This is a genomic window from Rhodosalinus sediminis, from assembly GCF_003385555.1.
Classification (GTDB): domain Bacteria; phylum Pseudomonadota; class Alphaproteobacteria; order Rhodobacterales; family Rhodobacteraceae; genus Rhodosalinus; species Rhodosalinus sediminis.
Window position 1 is genome coordinate 103,748 of record NZ_QOHR01000006.1, and the last position, 16,554, is coordinate 120,301.

Below are 16,554 nucleotides of genomic sequence, written 5' to 3' on the forward strand. Positions count from 1 at the left end.
CCACTGGACGCCCGCGCGCCACGGTCCTATCACTCCGCCCCTGAGCAACGGGGCGAGGAGAGGACCGTGGCCGAGGACACGCCCGCGCAGGACACACCCGTCGAGGCGCTGAGCGCCGCGGAGGCCGCCGAAGAGCTCGAACGCCTCGCCGCGGAGCTCGCCCGCGCGGACGAGGCCTACTACGTCGCCGACGCCCCCCGGATGAGCGACGCGGCCTACGACCGGCTCAAGCGTCGCAACGCCGAGATCGAGGCGCGCTTTCCCGAGCTCAAGCGCCCCGACAGCCCGAGCGAGCGGGTGGGCGCGCGCCCGGCCGAGGCCTTCGCCAAGGTGCGCCACGCGGTGCGCATGCTCTCGCTCGAGAACGCCTTCGAGCGCGAGGAGATCGCCGAGTTCGACGCGCGCGTGCGCCGCTACCTGAACCTCGGCCCGGAGGACCCGCTCGCCTTCACCGCCGAGCCCAAGATCGACGGGCTCAGCCTCTCGATCCGCTACGAGGGCGGGCGCTTGGTGCAGGCGGCCACGCGCGGCGACGGCACGGAGGGCGAAGACGTCACGCGCAACGTCCGCACCATCGCGGAGATCCCCGAGAGCCTCGACGGCGCGCCGGAGATCCTCGAAGTGCGCGGCGAGGTCTACATGAGCCACGCCGAGTTCGAGGCGCTGAACGCCCGTCAGGCCGAGCGCGGCGACAAGCGCTTCGCCAACCCGCGCAACGCCGCCGCCGGCAGCCTGCGCCAGCTCGACCCGGAGGTGACGCGCGCCCGCCCGCTGCGCTTCTTCGCCTACGGCTGGGGGCAGCTCTCCGCGCCGCTCGCCGCGACGCAGATGCAGGCGATCGCGCGGCTCGGCGCGCTGGGCTTTCCGGTCAACCCGCTCACCGCGCTCTGCGACGGCCCCGACGCGATGCTCGCCCATTACGCGGCGATCGAGCAGCAGCGCGCGACGCTCGGCTACGACATCGACGGCGTCGTCTACAAGGTCGACGACCTGACCCTGCAGGAGCGGCTCGGCTACCGCTCGACCACGCCGCGCTGGGCGCTCGCGCACAAGTTCCCGGCCGAGCTCGCCTGGACCCGGCTCGAGGCGATCGACATTCAGGTGGGCCGCACCGGCGCGCTCTCGCCGGTCGCGCGGCTGACGCCGGTGACGGTGGGCGGCGTCGTCGTCTCCAACGCGACGCTGCACAACGAGGATTACATCGCCGGGCGCGACGCCGACGGTAACCCGATCCGCGAGGGGCGCGACATCCGCGCGGGCGACTGGGTGCAGATCTACCGCGCGGGCGACGTGATCCCCAAGATCGCGGATGTCGACCTCGCGCGCCGGCCCGCCGACGCGGTGCCTTACGAGTTCCCCAGGACCTGCCCCGCCTGCGGCTCCGACGCGATCCGGGAGGAGGGCGATTCGGTGCGCCGCTGCACCGGCGGGCTGATCTGCCCGGCGCAGGCCATCGAGAAGCTCAAGCACTTCGTCTCGCGCGGCGCCTTCGACATCGAGGGGCTCGGCGCGAAACAGGTGGAGGCGTTCTACCGCCTCGCCTGGATCCGCGAGCCGGCCGACATCTTCACGCTCGCCGCGCGCGACGCCGCCGGCGAGAAGGCGCTCATAACGGCCGATGAGGTGCTCGACCGCCTCGAGGGCGAGGAACGCGCGGAGGCGCGCGCGGCGCTGGCCGCCGCGCTCGGGCTCGAGACCTTCGAGCGCGAGGCCGTCGCGGCGCGCTTCGCCGAAAGGAGTCGCACGCCGCTCGCCCGGCAGTACGGCTGGGGCGCGCAGAGCGCCGCCAACCTCTTCGCCGCGATCGAGGCGCGCCGCGCGATCCCGCTCGAGCGGCTGATCTTCGCCCTCGGCATCCGCCACGTGGGGGAGACGGCGGCGCAGCTTCTCGCGCGCACCTACGGCACATGGGGCGCCTTCCTCGAGGCGATGGACGCCGCCGCCGGCGAGGAGGGGCCGGCGTGGGAGGCGCTGATGGCGGTCGACGGGGTCGGCCCGGTGCTCGCGCGGTCGCTCGTCAAGAGCCTCGCGCAGGAGCGCGAGCGCGCCTCGATCGACCGGCTCGCCGCGCATCTCGACGTCCAGCCGGCCGAACAGCCCGCGACCGAGGACAGCCCGGTCGCCGGCAAGACGGTCGTCTTCACCGGCACGCTGGAAAAGATGACCCGCGCCGAGGCGAAAGCGCGCGCCGAGAGCCTCGGCGCGAAGGTCTCGGGTTCGGTCTCGTCCAAGACCGATCTCCTCGTCGCCGGGCCGGGTGCCGGGTCGAAGGCGAAGAAGGCCGCCGAGCTCGGCGTCGAGACCCTCGACGAGGACGGCTGGCTCGCGCTGATCGGGCAGGCATGAGCGGGCGGCCGGAGCCGCTCTTCCCGCTTTTCGCGGAGCTCGACACGCTGCCCGGCGTGGGGGCCAAGACGGCGCAGGCGCTCGAGAAGGGGGGCATCGCGCGGCCGCGCGACCTGCTCTTCACGCTGCCGCATTCGGTGATCGACCGGCGCCGCCGCGCGACGATCCGGGGCGCGGACCTGCCGCGCGTGCTGACGGTGGAGGTGACGGTCGGCGCGCACCGCGCGCCGCGGACGAAGACCGGCGCCTACCGGGTGGAGGTCGAGGACGCCGAGACCGCGTTTCAGCTGGTCTTCTTCCGCGCGCGCCCGGATTACCTGCAGCGGGTCTTGCCGCCGGGGGCGCGGCGCCTCGTTTCCGGGCGGGTGGAGCTTTACGACGGGATGGCGCAGATGGTGCATCCCGACCACATCGTCGCGCCCGAGGCCGCCGCCGAGATCCCGGAGGTGGAGCCGGTCTATCCGCTGACCGGCGCCCTGACGCAGCGCACGATGGCGAAGGCGGCCGAGGCCGCGCTCGCCCGCGCGCCGGAGCTCGACGAGTGGATCGACCCGCTGCAGAAAGCCGAGGCCGGCTGGCCCGACTGGCGCGCCGCGCTCGAAAGCGCGCATGCGCCGCAGGGGGAGGCGGACCTCGCCGCCACGCATCCCGCGCGCGAACGCCTCGCCTACGACGAGATGATGGCGCATCAGCTGACCCTCGGCCTCGCCCGCGCGCGGGTGCGCCGCGGCCGCGGGCGGGAGACGCACGGCACCGGAACGCTGCAGCGCAAGGTGCTGGACAGCCTGTCCTTTCGGCCCACGGGCGCGCAGACCCGCGCGCTCGCCGAGATCGCCGACGACATGCGCAGCCCGCAGCGGATGAGCCGGCTCCTGCAGGGGGACGTGGGCGCGGGCAAGACGCTGGTGGCCTTCCTCGCGCTGACGATCGCGGTGGAGGCGGGCGGGCAGGGCGTGATGATGGCGCCCACCGAGATCCTCGCGCGCCAGCACTTCGAGGCGCTCACCCCGCTCGCCGAGGCGGCCGGCGTGCGCATGGCGCTCCTGACCGGGCGCGACAAGGGCGCGGCGCGGGCGGAGAAGCTGCGCGCCCTCGCCGCCGGCGAAATCGAGGTGCTCGTCGGCACGCATGCCGTCTTTCAGAAGGACGTGGATTTCCACGATCTGCGCCTCGCCATCGTGGACGAACAGCACCGCTTCGGCGTGCGCCAGCGGCTGGAACTCGGGCGCAAGGGCGCGGGCGCCGACATGCTCGTGATGACGGCGACGCCGATCCCGCGCTCCCTCGCGCTCGCGCATTACGGCGACATGGACGTGAGCGTGCTGGACGAGAAACCGCCGGGGCGCCAGCCGATCCGCACCGCCATGGTCTCGACCGAGCGCATGGGCGAGGTGGTCGAGCACCTGCGCCGCGCGGTCGCCGAGGGGCGGCAGGCCTACTGGGTCTGCCCGCTCGTCGACGAGAGCGAGGCGGTGGACCTCACGGCGGCCGAGGAACGCTTCAAGCGGCTGCGCGCCGCGCTCGGGGAAGGGGTCGTCGGCCTCGTCCACGGGCAGATGCCGGCCGAGGAGAAGGACGCCGCCATGGCGCGCTTCCAGCGCGGCGAGACGAGCGTCCTCGTGGCGACCACGGTGATCGAGGTGGGCGTGGACGTGCCGAACGCCACGATCATGGTGATCGAGCGCGCCGAGATCTTCGGTCTCGCGCAGCTTCACCAGCTGCGCGGGCGCGTCGGGCGCGGCGCGGGCGCCTCGACCTGTCTCATGATCTACCAGCCGCCCCTCGGCGAAACGGCGGCGCGGCGGCTGACGACGCTGCGCGACACCGAGGACGGGTTCCGCATCGCGGAGGTCGATCTGGAGATCCGGGGCGCGGGCGACCTGATCGGCACGGCGCAATCCGGCCTGCCGCGGTTCCGCATCGCGGACATGGAGCGGCAGGCGGGGCTCATGTCCGTCGCGCAGTCGGACGCGCGGCGGCTCCTCGCCGACGACCCGGAGCTGCGCAGCGCGCGCGGCGAGGCGGCGCGCGTGCTCCTCTGGCTCATGCGCCAGGACGAGGCGATCCGGCTGCTGTCGGTGGGCTGAGGGTCATTCCGCCTTCGTTCGCGGATGTTCGCAAAAAGTTCTTTACGTCGCGGTCGAGATATGAGAACAAATCGATAACACGAATGCAGATGGAGCGACCGCGATGATGACCCACCTCGCAACGATCCTTCGCCGCGCCCCGGGGGCGGTCGTCGCCGACATGGCCGGCCTCGTCGCGCTGACGGTGCTCCTGATCGGGGCGCTGCATCTGCCCGGACCGCTCTGAGCTGCCTCGCGATCCGCGGCCCGGCGGCATGGCGCGCCTGTCCCCGAGCGCGCCGCCGGGTCTGCCTGTCCCCAAGCGGATCGTCCCTTTCCGCCGCCGTCCCACGGGACGCGCGGCGGTTTTTTTTGTTGAGTAGTTTTTTTGGCTGGATAGCGGTCGCGCCGGGCGGCCTGTCTCGCCGGCCCCTGTCTTGCCGGCCCCGGGCTCGAGCCGCGCGCGGGCCGGGCGCGGCGGCTCAGACGCAGCGCGCCGCCTCGGCTTCGGCCACGGCCTCCGCCGTCGCCTCGACCGCAAGGAGGATCGAGGCGTGGCGGTTCTTGTAGTCGCGCGCGGGGCGCAGCACCTCGAGCCCGTCGAAGGGCGCGGGCGGCGCGGGGCCGTCGGATTTCAGCATCGCCCGGAGCGCGTCGCGCGCCGCCTCGATCTCGGCGCGGGTGCGGCCGATGGCGTTCTGCCCCACGACCGCCGCGGCGGCCTGCCCGAGCGCGCAGGCCTTCACGTCCTGCCCGAAGGCAGCGATGCGCCCGTCCTCGAGCGTGACGTCCACGGTCACCGTGGAGCCGCAGAGCGGCGAGCGTTTCTTCACGCTGGCGTCGGGCGCGTCGAGGCGGTCGGTATGCGGGATGTCGGCCGCGAGCGCGAGGATGCGGCCGGAATAGAGCTGGATCAGGTCGGACTCGGCGCTCATGGCTTCCCCATCGGGTCTTTCGCGCATACTTAGGCGCCGCCCGAGCGATTGCCAAAGGAAAATGCCATGTCCTTCGACCCCGCGACGCTGCGCTACGACGCGCGCGGCCTCATCCCCGCCATCGCGCAGGACGCCGAGACGGACGAGGTGCTGATGCTCGCCTGGATGAACGCCGAGGCGGTGGCGCGCACGCTGGAGACCGGGCGCGTCACCTACTGGTCGCGCTCGCGGCAGGCCTTCTGGGAGAAGGGCGCCACCTCGGGGCACGTGCAGGAGCTCGTGGAGATGCGCCTCGACTGCGACCGCGACACGCTGCTCCTGCGGGTGCGCCAGACCGGGCCGGCCTGTCACACCGGGCGGCGGAGCTGTTTCTACACCGCGGTGCGGGACGGCGCGGAGGTGGAGATCATGGCGCCCGGGTGAGCCGGAGGAGGGGGGCTGTCTGCCCCCCTCGGCGGCTTCGCCGCCTCACCCCCCGAGAGTATTTGGGCCAAGATGATGGGGCGGGGAGAGGCGCACCAGCGCGCGGAGATCGGCCGGCGTGCGGCCCTCGGCCCGATAGGCGGCGATGGCGCGGGCGTCGTCGCGCTTGGCGAGGCGCCGGCCGGTTTCGTCGCGGATCAGGCGGTGGTGGTGGTAGATCGGCGTCGGCAGGCCGAGGAGGCGCTGCAGCAGGACGTGGATCGGCGTCGCGGACGCGAGGTCGGCGCCGCGGATCACATGGGTGACGGATTGATCGGCGTCGTCCAGCACGACGGCGAGGTGGTAGGACGCGCCGAGGCCCCGGCGGGCGAGGGCGACGTCGCCGATCGCGCGCGTGAAATGGTCGGGGCCGAGCGGCCCCGGAGGGTCCGCGACGCCGGTCTCTTGGTAGCAGAGCGGCGTCACGTCGAGCCCCGCCGCGGCCGCGGCGCGGGTCATGTCGAGGCGGAGCGCGACCCCCTCGGGGAGCGGGCCCCCGGGCGGCTGCGCCGGGCGGCAGGTGTCGGGGTAGATCACCCCGTCGGGGCCGTGCAGGGGCGCGCCCTCCTGCGGCGCGGAGGCGGCGGCCTCGATGTCGCGGCGGCTGCAGTGGCAGGGGTAGAGGAGGCCGCGGTCCCAGAGCGCGGCGAGCGCGGCGCGGTAGCGCGGCAGGCGGTCGGACTGGCGCAGCACCGGGCCGTTCCATGTGAGCCCGAGCCATGCGAGGTCACTCTCGATCAGCGCGGCCCATTCCGGGCGCGCGCGGCTCTGGTCGAGGTCGTCGAGGCGCAGGAGGAAGGTGCCCCCCGCCGCCCGGGCCGTGTCGTGGGCGAGCAGCGCCGAATAGGCGTGGCCGAGGTGCAGCGGGCCGGTGGGCGAGGGGGCGAAGCGGGTGCGGAGGCTCACGCCTTCTCGAGGACGTAGACGAGGGCGCCCACGCCCTCGGCCGGCACGTGGGGCCCGTGCTCGCGGTGGCGCACGCGCGCGGCGCCGCGCTCCACGAGGGCGGTCACATGCGCCTCGAAGGCCGGGTCCTGCAGCGTGTTGTCGTTGAAGGAGAAGGCGAAGAGCCCGCCCGCGGGCAGGAGCGCCCAGACGCGGTCGAAGGCGGCGAGCGGCGCGGCGCCCGAGCCGATGACGCCGATGGCGGCGGCGGCGGCGTAGCGCCCGGCGCGGTCGGTCATCGCGTCGTCGTCGCCGACGGCGTCGAGGGCGCGGTAGACGCCCTTGGCGCGGGCGACGTCCAGCATGCCCTCGGAGACGTCCACCCCGTCGATCGTGGTGAAACCCGCCTCGGCCAGCGCCTCGCCGGAGAGGCCGGTGCCGCAGCCGAAGTCGAGGATCGGCCGCGCGGGGTCGTCGATCGCGCCGGCGAGCGCCTCGGAGACGCGGCGCGGCGTGGCGTAGCCGGCGGCGCGCAGATCGGCGTCGTATTGCGTCGCCCAGTCGTCGTAGAGGCGCCGGGTCTCCTCGGCGCCCTGGGTGCGATACACTCTGTCGAGAAATCCCTGTGTCATGCACGCGAGCCTAACCGGCGCGTCACGCGGCGTCCAGCGCCGCCCCCGCGAGCCACGCGCGCCAGGCCGCCTTGGCGCGGTCGGTGTAGGCGCGGTAGCGCTCCCGCCGGCCCTTGCGCCCGCCCTTGAGGCCCTCGACCGGGCGGAAGAGACCGAAGTTCACGTTCATCGGCTGGAAGGTCCTGGCCTCCGCGCCGCCGGTGATGTGATGTACGAGCGCGCCCATGGCGCTGTCGGCCGGCGCGGTGGGCAGCGCCTGACCGAGGATCTCGGCCGCGGCGAGGCGCCCGGCGAGGAGGCCCATCGCCGCGGACTCGACGTAGCCCTCCACCCCGGTGATCTGCCCGGCGAAGCGGATGTTGGGCAACGCGCGCAGGCGGAGCTGGTCGTCGAGGAGCGTGGGCGAATTGAGGAAGGTGTTGCGGTGGATGCCGCCGAGGCGGGCGAATCGCGCCTCCTCCAGCCCGGGAATCATCCGGAAAACATCCGTTTGCGCGCCGTACTTCATCTTCGTCTGGAATCCGACGATGTTGTAGAGCGTGCCGAGCGCGTTGTCGCGGCGCAGCTGCACCACGGCGTGGGGCTTCTCGTCGGGCTTGTGCGGGTTGGTCAGCCCCACGGGCTTCATCGGGCCGTGGCGCAGCGTCTCGCGCCCGCGGGCGGCCATGACCTCGATCGGCAGGCAGCCGTCGAAGTAATCGGCCGTCTCGCCCTCGTGGAACTCGGTCTTGTCGGCGGCGAGCAGCGCGTCGATGAAGGCCTCGTACTGGTCCTTCGTCATCGGGCAGTTGATGTAGGCCTGCCGCTCCGCCTCCGTCTCGCCCTTGTCGTAGCGCGACTGGCGCCAGGCGGTGCCCATGTCGATGCTCTCGGCGTAGACGATGGGCGCGATGGCGTCGAAGAAGGCGAGCTGATCGGCGCCGGTGGCCCGCGCGATCGCCTCGCCGAGCGCGGGCGAGGTGAGCGGGCCGGTGGCGAAGATCCAGCGGCTCTCCCCGGGAAGCTCCGTGATCTCGGACTCCTGCACCGTCACCCGCGGGTGCGCCCGGAGCGTCGCGGTCACTTCCTCGGCGAAGGGGTCGCGGTCCACGGCGAGCGCGCCGCCGGCCGGCAGGCGGTGACGGTCGGCGGTGGTCATCACGAGACCCTGCGCCGCGCGCATCTCCCAGTGGAGCTGGCCCACGGCGTTCTCCGCGTCGTCGTCGGAGCGGAAGGAGTTGGAACAGACCATCTCGGCGAGATGGCCGGTGCGGTGCGCGAAGGTGCCGACCTTCGGCCGCATCTCGTGCAGCACCACGTCGACGCCCATTTGCGCGGCCTGCCATGCGGCTTCCGAGCCGGCCATGCCGCCGCCCACGATATGCAGTTTTTCCGTCATGCGCGCTATCTAGGCTCCTCGCCGGGGCGTGTCACGGGGTCACTGGCGCCAGTCTGGCGCGCGCTTCTCGAGGAAGGCCGATATCCCCTCGTTCGTGTCGCGGTCGAGCATGTTCTCGACCATGGCCGCGCCGGTGAAGTCGTAGGCCTGATCGAGCGGCATCTCGGCCTGGCGGTAGAAGGCCTGCTTGCCGATCTTCACGGCGGTGCCGAGCTTGCCCGCGATCGTCTCGGCGAGGGCCTGGGTCTCGGCCTCGAGCGCCTCGGGCGGCACGACGCGGTTGACGAGGCCGAGCTCGCGGGCGCGGGTGGCGTCCACGAACTCGCCGGTGACCAGCATCTCGAAGGCGTGCTTCAGGGGGACGTTGCGCGAGAGCGCGACCATCGGCGTCGAGCAGAAGAGACCGATGTTCACGCCGTTCACGCCGAAGCGCGTGCCCTCTGCGGCCACGGCGAGATCGCAGGAGGCGACGAGCTGGCAGCCCGCGGCGGTGGCGATGCCGTGCGTCTCGGCGATCACGGGCTGCGGCATCTCGCGGATCGTCTGCATCATGGTGGAGCAGCGCCGGAAGAGGTCGTCGAAGTAGCTCGCGCCGGCGTCCTCGGACTGCCGGCCCGCCTGCATCTCCTTGAGGTCGTGACCGGCGCAGAAGGCCTTGCCGCGCCCGGCGAGGATCACGGCGCGAATCGCGGTGTCCTCCCTCAGCGCGTCGAAGGCGGCCTTCAGCTCGGCGAGCATCCCGTCCGAGAGCGCGTTCAGCCGGTCGGGGGCGTTCATGGTCAGCCGGGCGACGGCGCCCGTGTCCGCGCGGTCCAAGAGCGTCATCTTGTCCTCCTCTCCTGTTCGCGCCAACTCTAGGCGCCGTGAGGACGGGAGGAAAGCATGGCGACAGGCGACGACGGGCTCGCGATGGGGGCGGAGGCGCTCGCGGCCTTCATGGCACGCGAGTTTCCGCAGGTGGCGGCGGATTTCGCGATCGAGCGGGTGGCCCCGCGCGAGATCGACGTGCGCCTCCGGGTGGACGAGCGACACCTGCGTCCGGGCGGCACCGTCTCGGGGCCCTCGATGTTCGCGCTGGCCGACGTCTCGGTCTATCTCGCGGTGCTGGCGATGATCGGGCCCGAGGCGCTGGCGGTGACGACGGGCTGCTCGATGGATTTCATGCGCAAGCCCGCCGCCGGCACCGACATGATCGCGCGCTGCCGGCTCCTGAAGCTCGGCCGCGTGCTCGCCGTGGGCGACGTGCTCTTATACTCCGAGGGTATGGACGAGCCGGTGGCGCGCGCGAGCATGACCTATTCGATCCCGCCCGCGCGGGGCTGAGGCGCGCTCCTCGGCCCTGACGGGCCGCGTCGCGCGCGCGAGGAGCGACCGGAGGGAGTGACGCGCGCCCGCGGGCTGCGCGATCGAGCTGAGGCGCGCTCCTCGGCCCTGACGGGCCGCGCCGCGCACGCGAGGAGCGATCGGAGGGAGGGGCGCGCGCCCGCGGGCTGCGCGATCGAGCTGAGGCGCGCTCCTCGGCCCTGACGGGCCGCGCCGCGCACGCGAGGAGCGATCGGAGGGAGGGGCGCGCGCCCGCGGGCTGCGCGATCGAGCTGAGGCGCGCTCCTCGGCCCTGACGGGCCGCGCCGCGCACGCGAGGAGCGATCGGAGGGAGGGGCGCGCGCCCGCGGGCTGCGCGATCGAGCTGAGGCGCGCTCCTCGGCCCTGACGGGCCGCGCCGCGCACGCGAGGAGCGATCGGAGGGAGGGGCGCGCGCCCGCGGGCTGCGCGATCGAGCTGAGGCGCGCTCCTCGGCCCTGACGGGCCGCGCCGCGCACGCGAGGAGCGATCGGAGGGAGGGGCGCGCGCCCGCGGGCTGCGCGATCGAGCTGAGGCGCGCTCCTCGGCCCTGACGGGCCGCGCCGCGCACGCGAGGAGCGATCGGAGGGAGGGGCGCGCGCCCGCGGGCTGCGCGATCGAGCTGAGGCGCGCTCCTCGGCCCTGACGGGCCGCGCCGCGCACGCGAGGAGCGATCGGAGGGAGGGGCGCGCGCCCGCGGGCTGCGCGATTGACCGGCGCGCGGGCGCGTGCCAGTCAGGGCTGTCTGCAATGGCGGGAGAGACCGGCCGATGAAGGTCATCATCTGCGGCGCGGGCCAGGTCGGCTGGCAGATCGCGCGGCATCTCTCGGGCGAGAAGAACGACGTCACCGTCGTGGACAACAACGCCGATCTCGTGCGCCGCGCGACCGACGCGCTCGACGTGCAGGGGCTCGCCGGGCACGCCTCCTATCCGGACGTGCTTGACCGCGCGGGGGCGCGCGACGCGGACATGATCATCGCCGCCACCTATTCCGACGAGGTCAACATGGTGACCTGTCAGGTGGCGCATTCGGTGTTCTCGGTCCCGCGCAAGATCGCGCGGCTGCGGGCGCAGAGCTACCTGACGGCGATCTACTCGGACCTCTACCGGCGCGACCACATGCCGATCGACGTGGTCATCAGCCCCGAGCGCGAGGTCGCCGACGCCGCGCTGCGCCGGCTTTCGGCGCCCTCGACCTTCGACGCCGAGAGCTTCCTCGGCGGCGGCGCGCAGCTTCTGGGGCTCCGGCTCACCGAGGCCTGCCCGGTGGTGAACACGCCGCTGCGCCAGCTGTCCGACCTGTTCTCGACCCTGCGGGCGGTGGTGGTCGGCGTGCGCCGGGAGGGCACGCTCTTCGCGCCCGAGCCGCGCGATCAGCTCTTTCCGGGCGACGCCTGCTACGTCGTCTCCCACGCCGAGGACGTGGGCCGCACGCTCGAGATCTTCGGCAAGTCGGCCAAGCGCACCGAGCGGGTGGTCCTCGTGGGCGGCGGCAACGTCGGCCTGACGGTCGCGCGCGCGCTCGAGGGGCGCTCGGAGCGCATCCGCGCCAAGGTGATCGAGCGCGACCGCGCCGCCGCTGAGCGCGCCGCCGACGCGCTCGAGCGGACCATCGTGCTCAACGGCGACGGCCTCGACGTCGGGCTCCTGACCGAGGCCAACATCGCGCGCTCCGACGCCGTGCTCTGCGTCACCGACGACGATAAGACCAACATGCTCGCCGCGGTGCGCGCGAAGTCGCTGGGCTGTCCGATGGCGATCGCGCTCGTCAACGACCCGACGCTCGAGCCGCTGATGGACCCGCTCGGCATCGACGCCTACATCAACCCGCGCGCCACCACCGTGAGCTCGATCCTGCGCCACATCCGGCACGGCCGCGTGCGCGAGGTCTATTCCATCGGCGACGCCGAGGCCGAGGTGATCGAGGCGGAGGTGCTCTCCACCTCGCCCATCGCGGGCCAGCGCATCCGCGACACGGACTTCCCCGAGGGCGCGCTCGTCGGCGCGCTGCAGAAGGGCGACAGGATCGTCCGCCCGGACGCCGGCACGCGCATCGAGGAGGGCGACGTGATCGTGATCTTCGCGCTCGCCAAGGACGTCCCCGAGGTCGAGCGCCTGCTGCAGGTCTCGATCGACTATTTCTGAGCGCGCGCCATGGCCCGGCTCTGGCAGCTTCCGCTCGTCCTGCTGCTCGCGGGGGTGTTCTGCGTCTCGATGGTGGTGCCGGCCGCCGTCGCGCTCGCGGCGGAGGAGTACGCGACGGCGCGCGCCTTCTTCTACGCGGGGCTTCTCGGCACGCTCTTCGTCGTGCTCGTCGCCGTGGCGCGCGGCGGCCGGCCGCCGGAGCGCGATTCGGTGCGCCAGCTCCTGGCGCTTCTCGTCGTGTTCCTCGCGCTGCCCGCGGGGCTCGCCGTGCCCTTCCACGAGGCGGTGCGCACGACGAGCTTTCTCAACGCCTACGTCGAGATGGTCTCCTGCCTGACGACGACGGGCGCGACGCTCTTCGAGCCCGAGCGCCTGTCGCCCGCGCTGCATCTCTGGCGCGCGCAGGTGGCCTGGCTCGGGGGGCTGTTGATCTGGACGGCGGCGGCGGCGATCCTCGCGCCGCTCTCGCTCGGCGGCTTCGAGGTCACCGCCTCGGGCGAACCGGGGCGCGCCGACGCGCGGCAACCGGCCTCGGCGATCGCCACGCCGCAGATGCGCCTCGCCCGCGCGGCGGGCCGGCTCGCGCCGGTCTACGCGGTGCTCACGCTGGTGCTCTGGCTCCTGCTGATGGCCTTCGGCGAGGCGCCGATGGCGGCGGCGATCCACGCGATGTCGACGATCTCCACCTCCGGCATCTCGGAGGGCGAGGGGGTCGTGGGCGCGCGCGCGGGGCTCCTGCCCGAGATCGCGGTCTTCGCCTTCCTGTTTCTCGCCCTGTCGCGGCTCACCTTCTCCTCGGACACGCTGGCCACGGTGCGCACCGGGCTCCGGCAGGACCCGGAGTTCCGCCTCGGCCTCGTGATCGTCGTCGCCGTGCCGCTCGTGCTCTTCCTGCGCCACTGGGCGGGCGCCTACGAGGTCGGGCAGGACGACAGCCTCGCGGAGGCGGCGCGCGCGCTCTGGGGCGCGAGCTTCACCGTCGCGTCCTTCCTGACCACCACCGGCTTCGTCAGCGCCGACTGGCAGGCCGCGCAGCTCTGGTCGGGACTCGGCACGCCGGGGCTCGTGCTGATGGGGCTCGCCATTCTGGGCGGCGGCGTGGCGACGACCGCCGGCGGCGTGAAGCTTCTGCGCATCTACGCGCTCTACCTGCACGGGCTGCGCGAGATGGAAAAGCTGGTGCACCCCTCCTCGGTGGGCCGCGCCGGGGGCTTCTCGCGCCGTCTGCGCCGGCAGGGCGCCTTCATCGCCTTCGTCTTCTTCATGCTCTTCGCGCTCAGCCTCATGGTGGCGAGCCTCGTCTTCGCCGCCTTCGGCAGCGGCTTCGAGGAGGCGATGGTGCTCGCCGTGGCGGGGCTGACCACCACGGGGCCGCTCGTCGTCTGGGCGACCGAGGCGCCCGTCGCGCTCGCCGACCTCGCAGGCGGCGCGCGCCTCGCCTTCGCGGGGACCATGGTGCTCGGCCGCTTCGAGCTTCTGGCGATCGTCGCGCTCCTCTCGCCGGCGCTCTGGCGGCGCTGAGGGGCGCGAAAACCGCCAAATCGGGTCTGGAATTCGCAGGCCACAGAACCCATACTCAAAGGCCGGACACGATGCCGCACCGCGGCGCCCGCGCGTCGCGCAACGACAGTCAAAACTCCCGGCAGCGCCGACGGCGTCCCGCAGGGATCAGAAGCAAAAAAGGGACATTGGATGGCCTCGGACCGCCAGAACCTTCAGGACACCTTCCTCAACCACGTGCGCAAGACGAAGGTGCCGGTGACGGTCTTCCTGATCAACGGCGTCAAGCTGCAGGGCGTCATCACCTGGTTCGACAACTTCTGCGTGCTGCTGCGCCGCGACGGGCAGTCGCAACTCGTCTACAAGCACGCGATCTCGACCGTGATGCCCTCGCAGACGATCAACCTCTACGACGGCGACGACAATAGCTGACACCGGCGATACCCCCGCGACCCGCGCGGCGGTCCTGCACCCCGACATCCGGACTGCGCCCGACCGGCGCGATCCCGGCTACGCGCTCGCCGAGGCGGTAGCCCTCGCCCGGGCGCTGCCGGGGCTCGAGGTCGTGTGGTCGGAAAGCGTGCGGCTGCCCAAGGCCAACCCCGGCACCTTCTTCGGCTCCGGCAAGATCGAGGAGATCGGCGCGCGGCTCCGGGCCGAGGACATCGGCCTCGTCCTGATCGACGGGCCGGTGACCCCGGTGCAGCAGCGCAACCTCGAGCGCGCGTGGAAGGTGAAGCTCCTCGACCGGACGGGGCTCATCCTCGAGATCTTCTCGGACCGCGCCGCGACGCGGGAGGGCGTGCTGCAGGTCGAGATGGCCGCGCTCAGCTACCAGCGCACGCGCCTCGTGCGCGCCTGGACCCACCTCGAGCGCCAGCGCGGCGGGCTCGGCTTCGTGGGCGGGCCGGGCGAAACGCAGATCGAGGCCGACCGCCGCGCCATCGACGAACAGCTCGTGCGCCTGCGCCGCCAGCTCGACAAGGTCGTGCGGACGCGCAGCCTCCACCGCGCCGCGCGCGCGAAGGTGCCCTATCCGGTGGTCGCGCTCGTGGGCTACACGAACGCGGGCAAATCCACGCTCTTCAACCGCCTGACCGGCGCGGAAGTGATGGCGAAGGACATGCTCTTCGCCACGCTCGACCCGACGATGCGGGCGATCCGCCTGCCCGAGGGGCCGGAGGTGATCCTCTCGGACACGGTGGGGTTCATCTCGCACCTGCCGACGGAGCTCGTCGCCGCCTTCCGCGCGACGCTCGAGGAGGTGCTCGAGGCCGCGCTGATCCTGCACGTGCGCGACATCTCCCATCCAGAGACGGAGGCGCAGAAGCGCGACGTGGAGGCGATCCTCGAGGACCTCGGCGTCGCGGAGACCACGCCGCGGCTCGAGGTCTGGAACAAGCTCGACCTGCTCGCGCCCGAGGAGGCCGCCGCGGCGCGCGCCACCGCGGCGCGGCGCGACGACGTGCTCGCGCTCTCGGCCTGGGAGGGCGAGGGCATGGCCGATCTGACGCAGGCCATGGCCGGCGCGCTCGAGGGCGAGCGGCGCGAGGAACGGCTGGACCTCGGCTTCGACGACGGGCGGCGCCGCGCGTGGCTCTTCGAGAAGGGCGTGGTCCTCGACGAGACGCAGGACGAGGCGGGCTATCACCTGCGCGTACGCTGGTCGCCCAAGCACGCCGCGCAGTTCCGCGCGATGTCGGGCTGAGCGCGCACATCGGCCCTGACGGGCCTCTTCGCGCGGGGTCGTCTCCCGTGGCCGAAATCGCGCCCGCGTCCCGGGCGGTCGCATGACGCTTGAGCGCGTCGGCTCATCGGCCCTGCCGGGCCTCTTCGCTTCGCGATCCGCCGCGCGGGGCGCGTTTCGGCGGACTGCGCCGGCGATCGGCCCGCCGTTCAGCCCGCGTCCTCGCCGGCCGCGCCCTCGAAGCCGAGCGTGCGCAGGGGTTCGCGCCGGCGCGTGGACCAGGTGAAAAGCTCGGTGGCGAGGCGGCCGGCCGGGCTGTCCTCGCCGTCGCTCTCGCGGGTGGCCACCCACCAGTCCAGGCCGAAGGGGTCTTCGTCCACCGGGCGGGTGACGAGCGTGCCGTCGGCGACCTCGGGCTCGACCGCCCAGCGGCTGAAGAGCCCCACGCCGAAGCCCGCGCGGATCAGATCGATCACCGCCTCGGGCGTGGGCATCGGGCGGATGTTGCGCAGGGGCGCGTTCGGCCGGCCCACGAGCGCCTCCCACTCGAAGCCGGGCTCGGCCGCGATGGGATAGGTGAAGAGCCGCTCGTCCCCGATCGCGTGGCTGTCGACGATGCGCTCGGCGGCGAGGCGATGCGCGGGCGCCATCGCCGCGACCAGCGGATCGGTCCCGAGGCGGCGCCAGCGCAGGCGGGGCAGGGCGGCCGGCCGGCCGTAGACGGTGACGACGTCCACCGCGCCCTCGGCCAGCGTGGTGATCGGGCGGGCCGTCGCCTCGCCCGAGAGGTCCACCTCCAGATCGGGCGCGCGCGCCTCGAGATGGGAGAGGAAATCGGGCAGCCAGTGCCAGCGGCTGTAGGTCGCCTGCCCGAGGCGGACGAGGCGGCGGTCGCCCGCCTGCTGCGCCTCGATCTCGCGCTCGATCCGGGCGAGTTCGCCGAGGCTGCGCGCCGCGAAATCGCGCAGCCGCTCGCCCTCGGGCGTCAGGCGCAGCCGCCCGCCCGCCGCGCGCCGGGTGAGGCGCGCGCCGAGGCGGCGCTCGGCCTCGCGCAGGCGGTGGCTGACGGCGGACTGCGTCACCCCGAGCCGCGCGGCCGAGGCGGTGAGCGTGCCGGTCTCGGCGAGGGCGTCGAGCACGGCGAGGTGATGGAGGTTCAGCCGGGGCAGCATGCG

15 protein-coding genes are annotated in these 16,554 nt (G+C 73.3%); 9 read left to right on the plus strand and 6 right to left on the minus strand.

Features of this window, described 5'->3' with window-relative positions; translation table 11 throughout:
- Positions 1–66 precede the first annotated feature (66 nt).
- The 3 genes from ligA to DRV84_RS16145 all read left to right on the plus strand — a co-directional run bounded on the left by ligA (position 67) and on the right by DRV84_RS16145 (position 4,659).
- Positions 67–2,346 (plus strand): NAD-dependent DNA ligase LigA, encoded by a 2,280-nt coding sequence (ligA, locus tag DRV84_RS07255; RefSeq protein ID WP_115979221.1) that lies wholly within the window; start codon positions 67–69, stop codon positions 2,344–2,346.
- Positions 2,343–4,433, plus strand: a complete 2,091-nt coding sequence (gene recG, locus DRV84_RS07260; RefSeq protein ID WP_115979222.1) for an ATP-dependent DNA helicase RecG — start codon at positions 2,343–2,345, stop codon at positions 4,431–4,433. Before ligA ends, recG begins: the two co-directional genes overlap by 4 nt.
- Positions 4,434–4,536: 103 nt before the next feature.
- Positions 4,537–4,659 (plus strand): hypothetical protein, encoded by a 123-nt coding sequence (locus DRV84_RS16145; protein ID WP_275668736.1) that lies wholly within the window; start codon positions 4,537–4,539, stop codon positions 4,657–4,659.
- A gap of 235 nt (positions 4,660–4,894) precedes the next feature.
- On the opposite strand, the gene DRV84_RS07265 is transcribed toward DRV84_RS16145, so the two are convergent.
- Complete coding sequence (locus DRV84_RS07265; protein ID WP_115979223.1) at positions 4,895–5,347, minus strand: iron-sulfur cluster assembly scaffold protein; 453 nt, start codon at positions 5,345–5,347, stop codon at positions 4,895–4,897.
- 66 nt (positions 5,348–5,413) lie between these two features.
- Here DRV84_RS07265 and hisI point away from each other — a divergent pair, with 66 nt between their 5' ends.
- The gene (gene hisI / locus DRV84_RS07270) at positions 5,414–5,770 is read left to right on the plus strand and encodes a phosphoribosyl-AMP cyclohydrolase (RefSeq protein WP_115979224.1); all 357 of its coding nucleotides are present in this window, start codon (positions 5,414–5,416) and stop codon (positions 5,768–5,770) included.
- Between the two features lie 45 nt (positions 5,771–5,815).
- Here hisI and gluQRS read toward each other — a convergent pair whose 3' ends face one another.
- Genes gluQRS through DRV84_RS07290 form a run of 4 tightly spaced genes read right to left on the minus strand, consistent with a single transcriptional unit; the run spans position 5,816 to position 9,529 of the window.
- The gene (gene gluQRS, locus DRV84_RS07275) at positions 5,816–6,715 is read right to left on the minus strand and encodes a tRNA glutamyl-Q(34) synthetase GluQRS (protein WP_115979225.1); all 900 of its coding nucleotides are present in this window, start codon (positions 6,713–6,715) and stop codon (positions 5,816–5,818) included.
- Positions 6,712–7,326 (minus strand): class I SAM-dependent DNA methyltransferase, encoded by a 615-nt coding sequence (locus tag DRV84_RS07280; RefSeq protein WP_115979226.1) that lies wholly within the window; start codon positions 7,324–7,326, stop codon positions 6,712–6,714. Before DRV84_RS07280 ends, gluQRS begins: the two co-directional genes overlap by 4 nt.
- Before the next feature lie 22 nt (positions 7,327–7,348).
- Entirely contained in the window at positions 7,349–8,704 is a 1,356-nt protein-coding gene (gene trmFO / locus DRV84_RS07285) for a methylenetetrahydrofolate--tRNA-(uracil(54)-C(5))-methyltransferase (FADH(2)-oxidizing) TrmFO (protein ID WP_115979227.1), read from the minus strand.
- Between the two features lie 39 nt (positions 8,705–8,743).
- The gene (locus tag DRV84_RS07290; RefSeq protein ID WP_115979228.1) at positions 8,744–9,529 is read right to left on the minus strand and encodes an enoyl-CoA hydratase; all 786 of its coding nucleotides are present in this window, start codon (positions 9,527–9,529) and stop codon (positions 8,744–8,746) included.
- Positions 9,530–9,586: 57 nt separating this feature from the next.
- On the opposite strand from DRV84_RS07290, the gene DRV84_RS07295 reads away from it, so the two are divergent.
- From DRV84_RS07295 to hflX, 5 genes are all read left to right on the plus strand, one after another.
- Entirely contained in the window at positions 9,587–10,027 is a 441-nt protein-coding gene (locus tag DRV84_RS07295) for a PaaI family thioesterase (protein WP_239995014.1), read from the plus strand.
- Positions 10,028–10,815: 788 nt separating this feature from the next.
- On the plus strand, positions 10,816–12,192 hold the full coding sequence (gene trkA / locus DRV84_RS07300) for a Trk system potassium transporter TrkA (protein WP_115979229.1): 1,377 nt from the start codon (positions 10,816–10,818) through the stop codon (positions 12,190–12,192).
- A 9-nt stretch (positions 12,193–12,201) separates the two neighbouring features.
- Complete coding sequence (locus tag DRV84_RS07305; RefSeq protein WP_115979230.1) at positions 12,202–13,713, plus strand: potassium transporter TrkG; 1,512 nt, start codon at positions 12,202–12,204, stop codon at positions 13,711–13,713.
- 171 nt (positions 13,714–13,884) lie between these two features.
- Positions 13,885–14,124 (plus strand): RNA chaperone Hfq, encoded by a 240-nt coding sequence (gene hfq, locus DRV84_RS07310; protein ID WP_115979231.1) that lies wholly within the window; start codon positions 13,885–13,887, stop codon positions 14,122–14,124.
- Positions 14,117–15,400, plus strand: a complete 1,284-nt coding sequence (gene hflX, locus DRV84_RS07315) for a GTPase HflX (protein WP_115979232.1) — start codon at positions 14,117–14,119, stop codon at positions 15,398–15,400. The genes hfq and hflX overlap by 8 nt, the downstream gene beginning before the upstream one ends.
- A 188-nt stretch (positions 15,401–15,588) precedes the next feature.
- Here the strand turns inward: hflX and DRV84_RS07320 are convergent, their stop codons facing one another.
- Positions 15,589–16,551: a LysR family transcriptional regulator gene (locus DRV84_RS07320; RefSeq protein ID WP_158547767.1), complete on the minus strand. Its 963-nt coding sequence runs from the start codon at positions 16,549–16,551 to the stop codon at positions 15,589–15,591.
- Positions 16,552–16,554 lie beyond the last annotated feature (3 nt).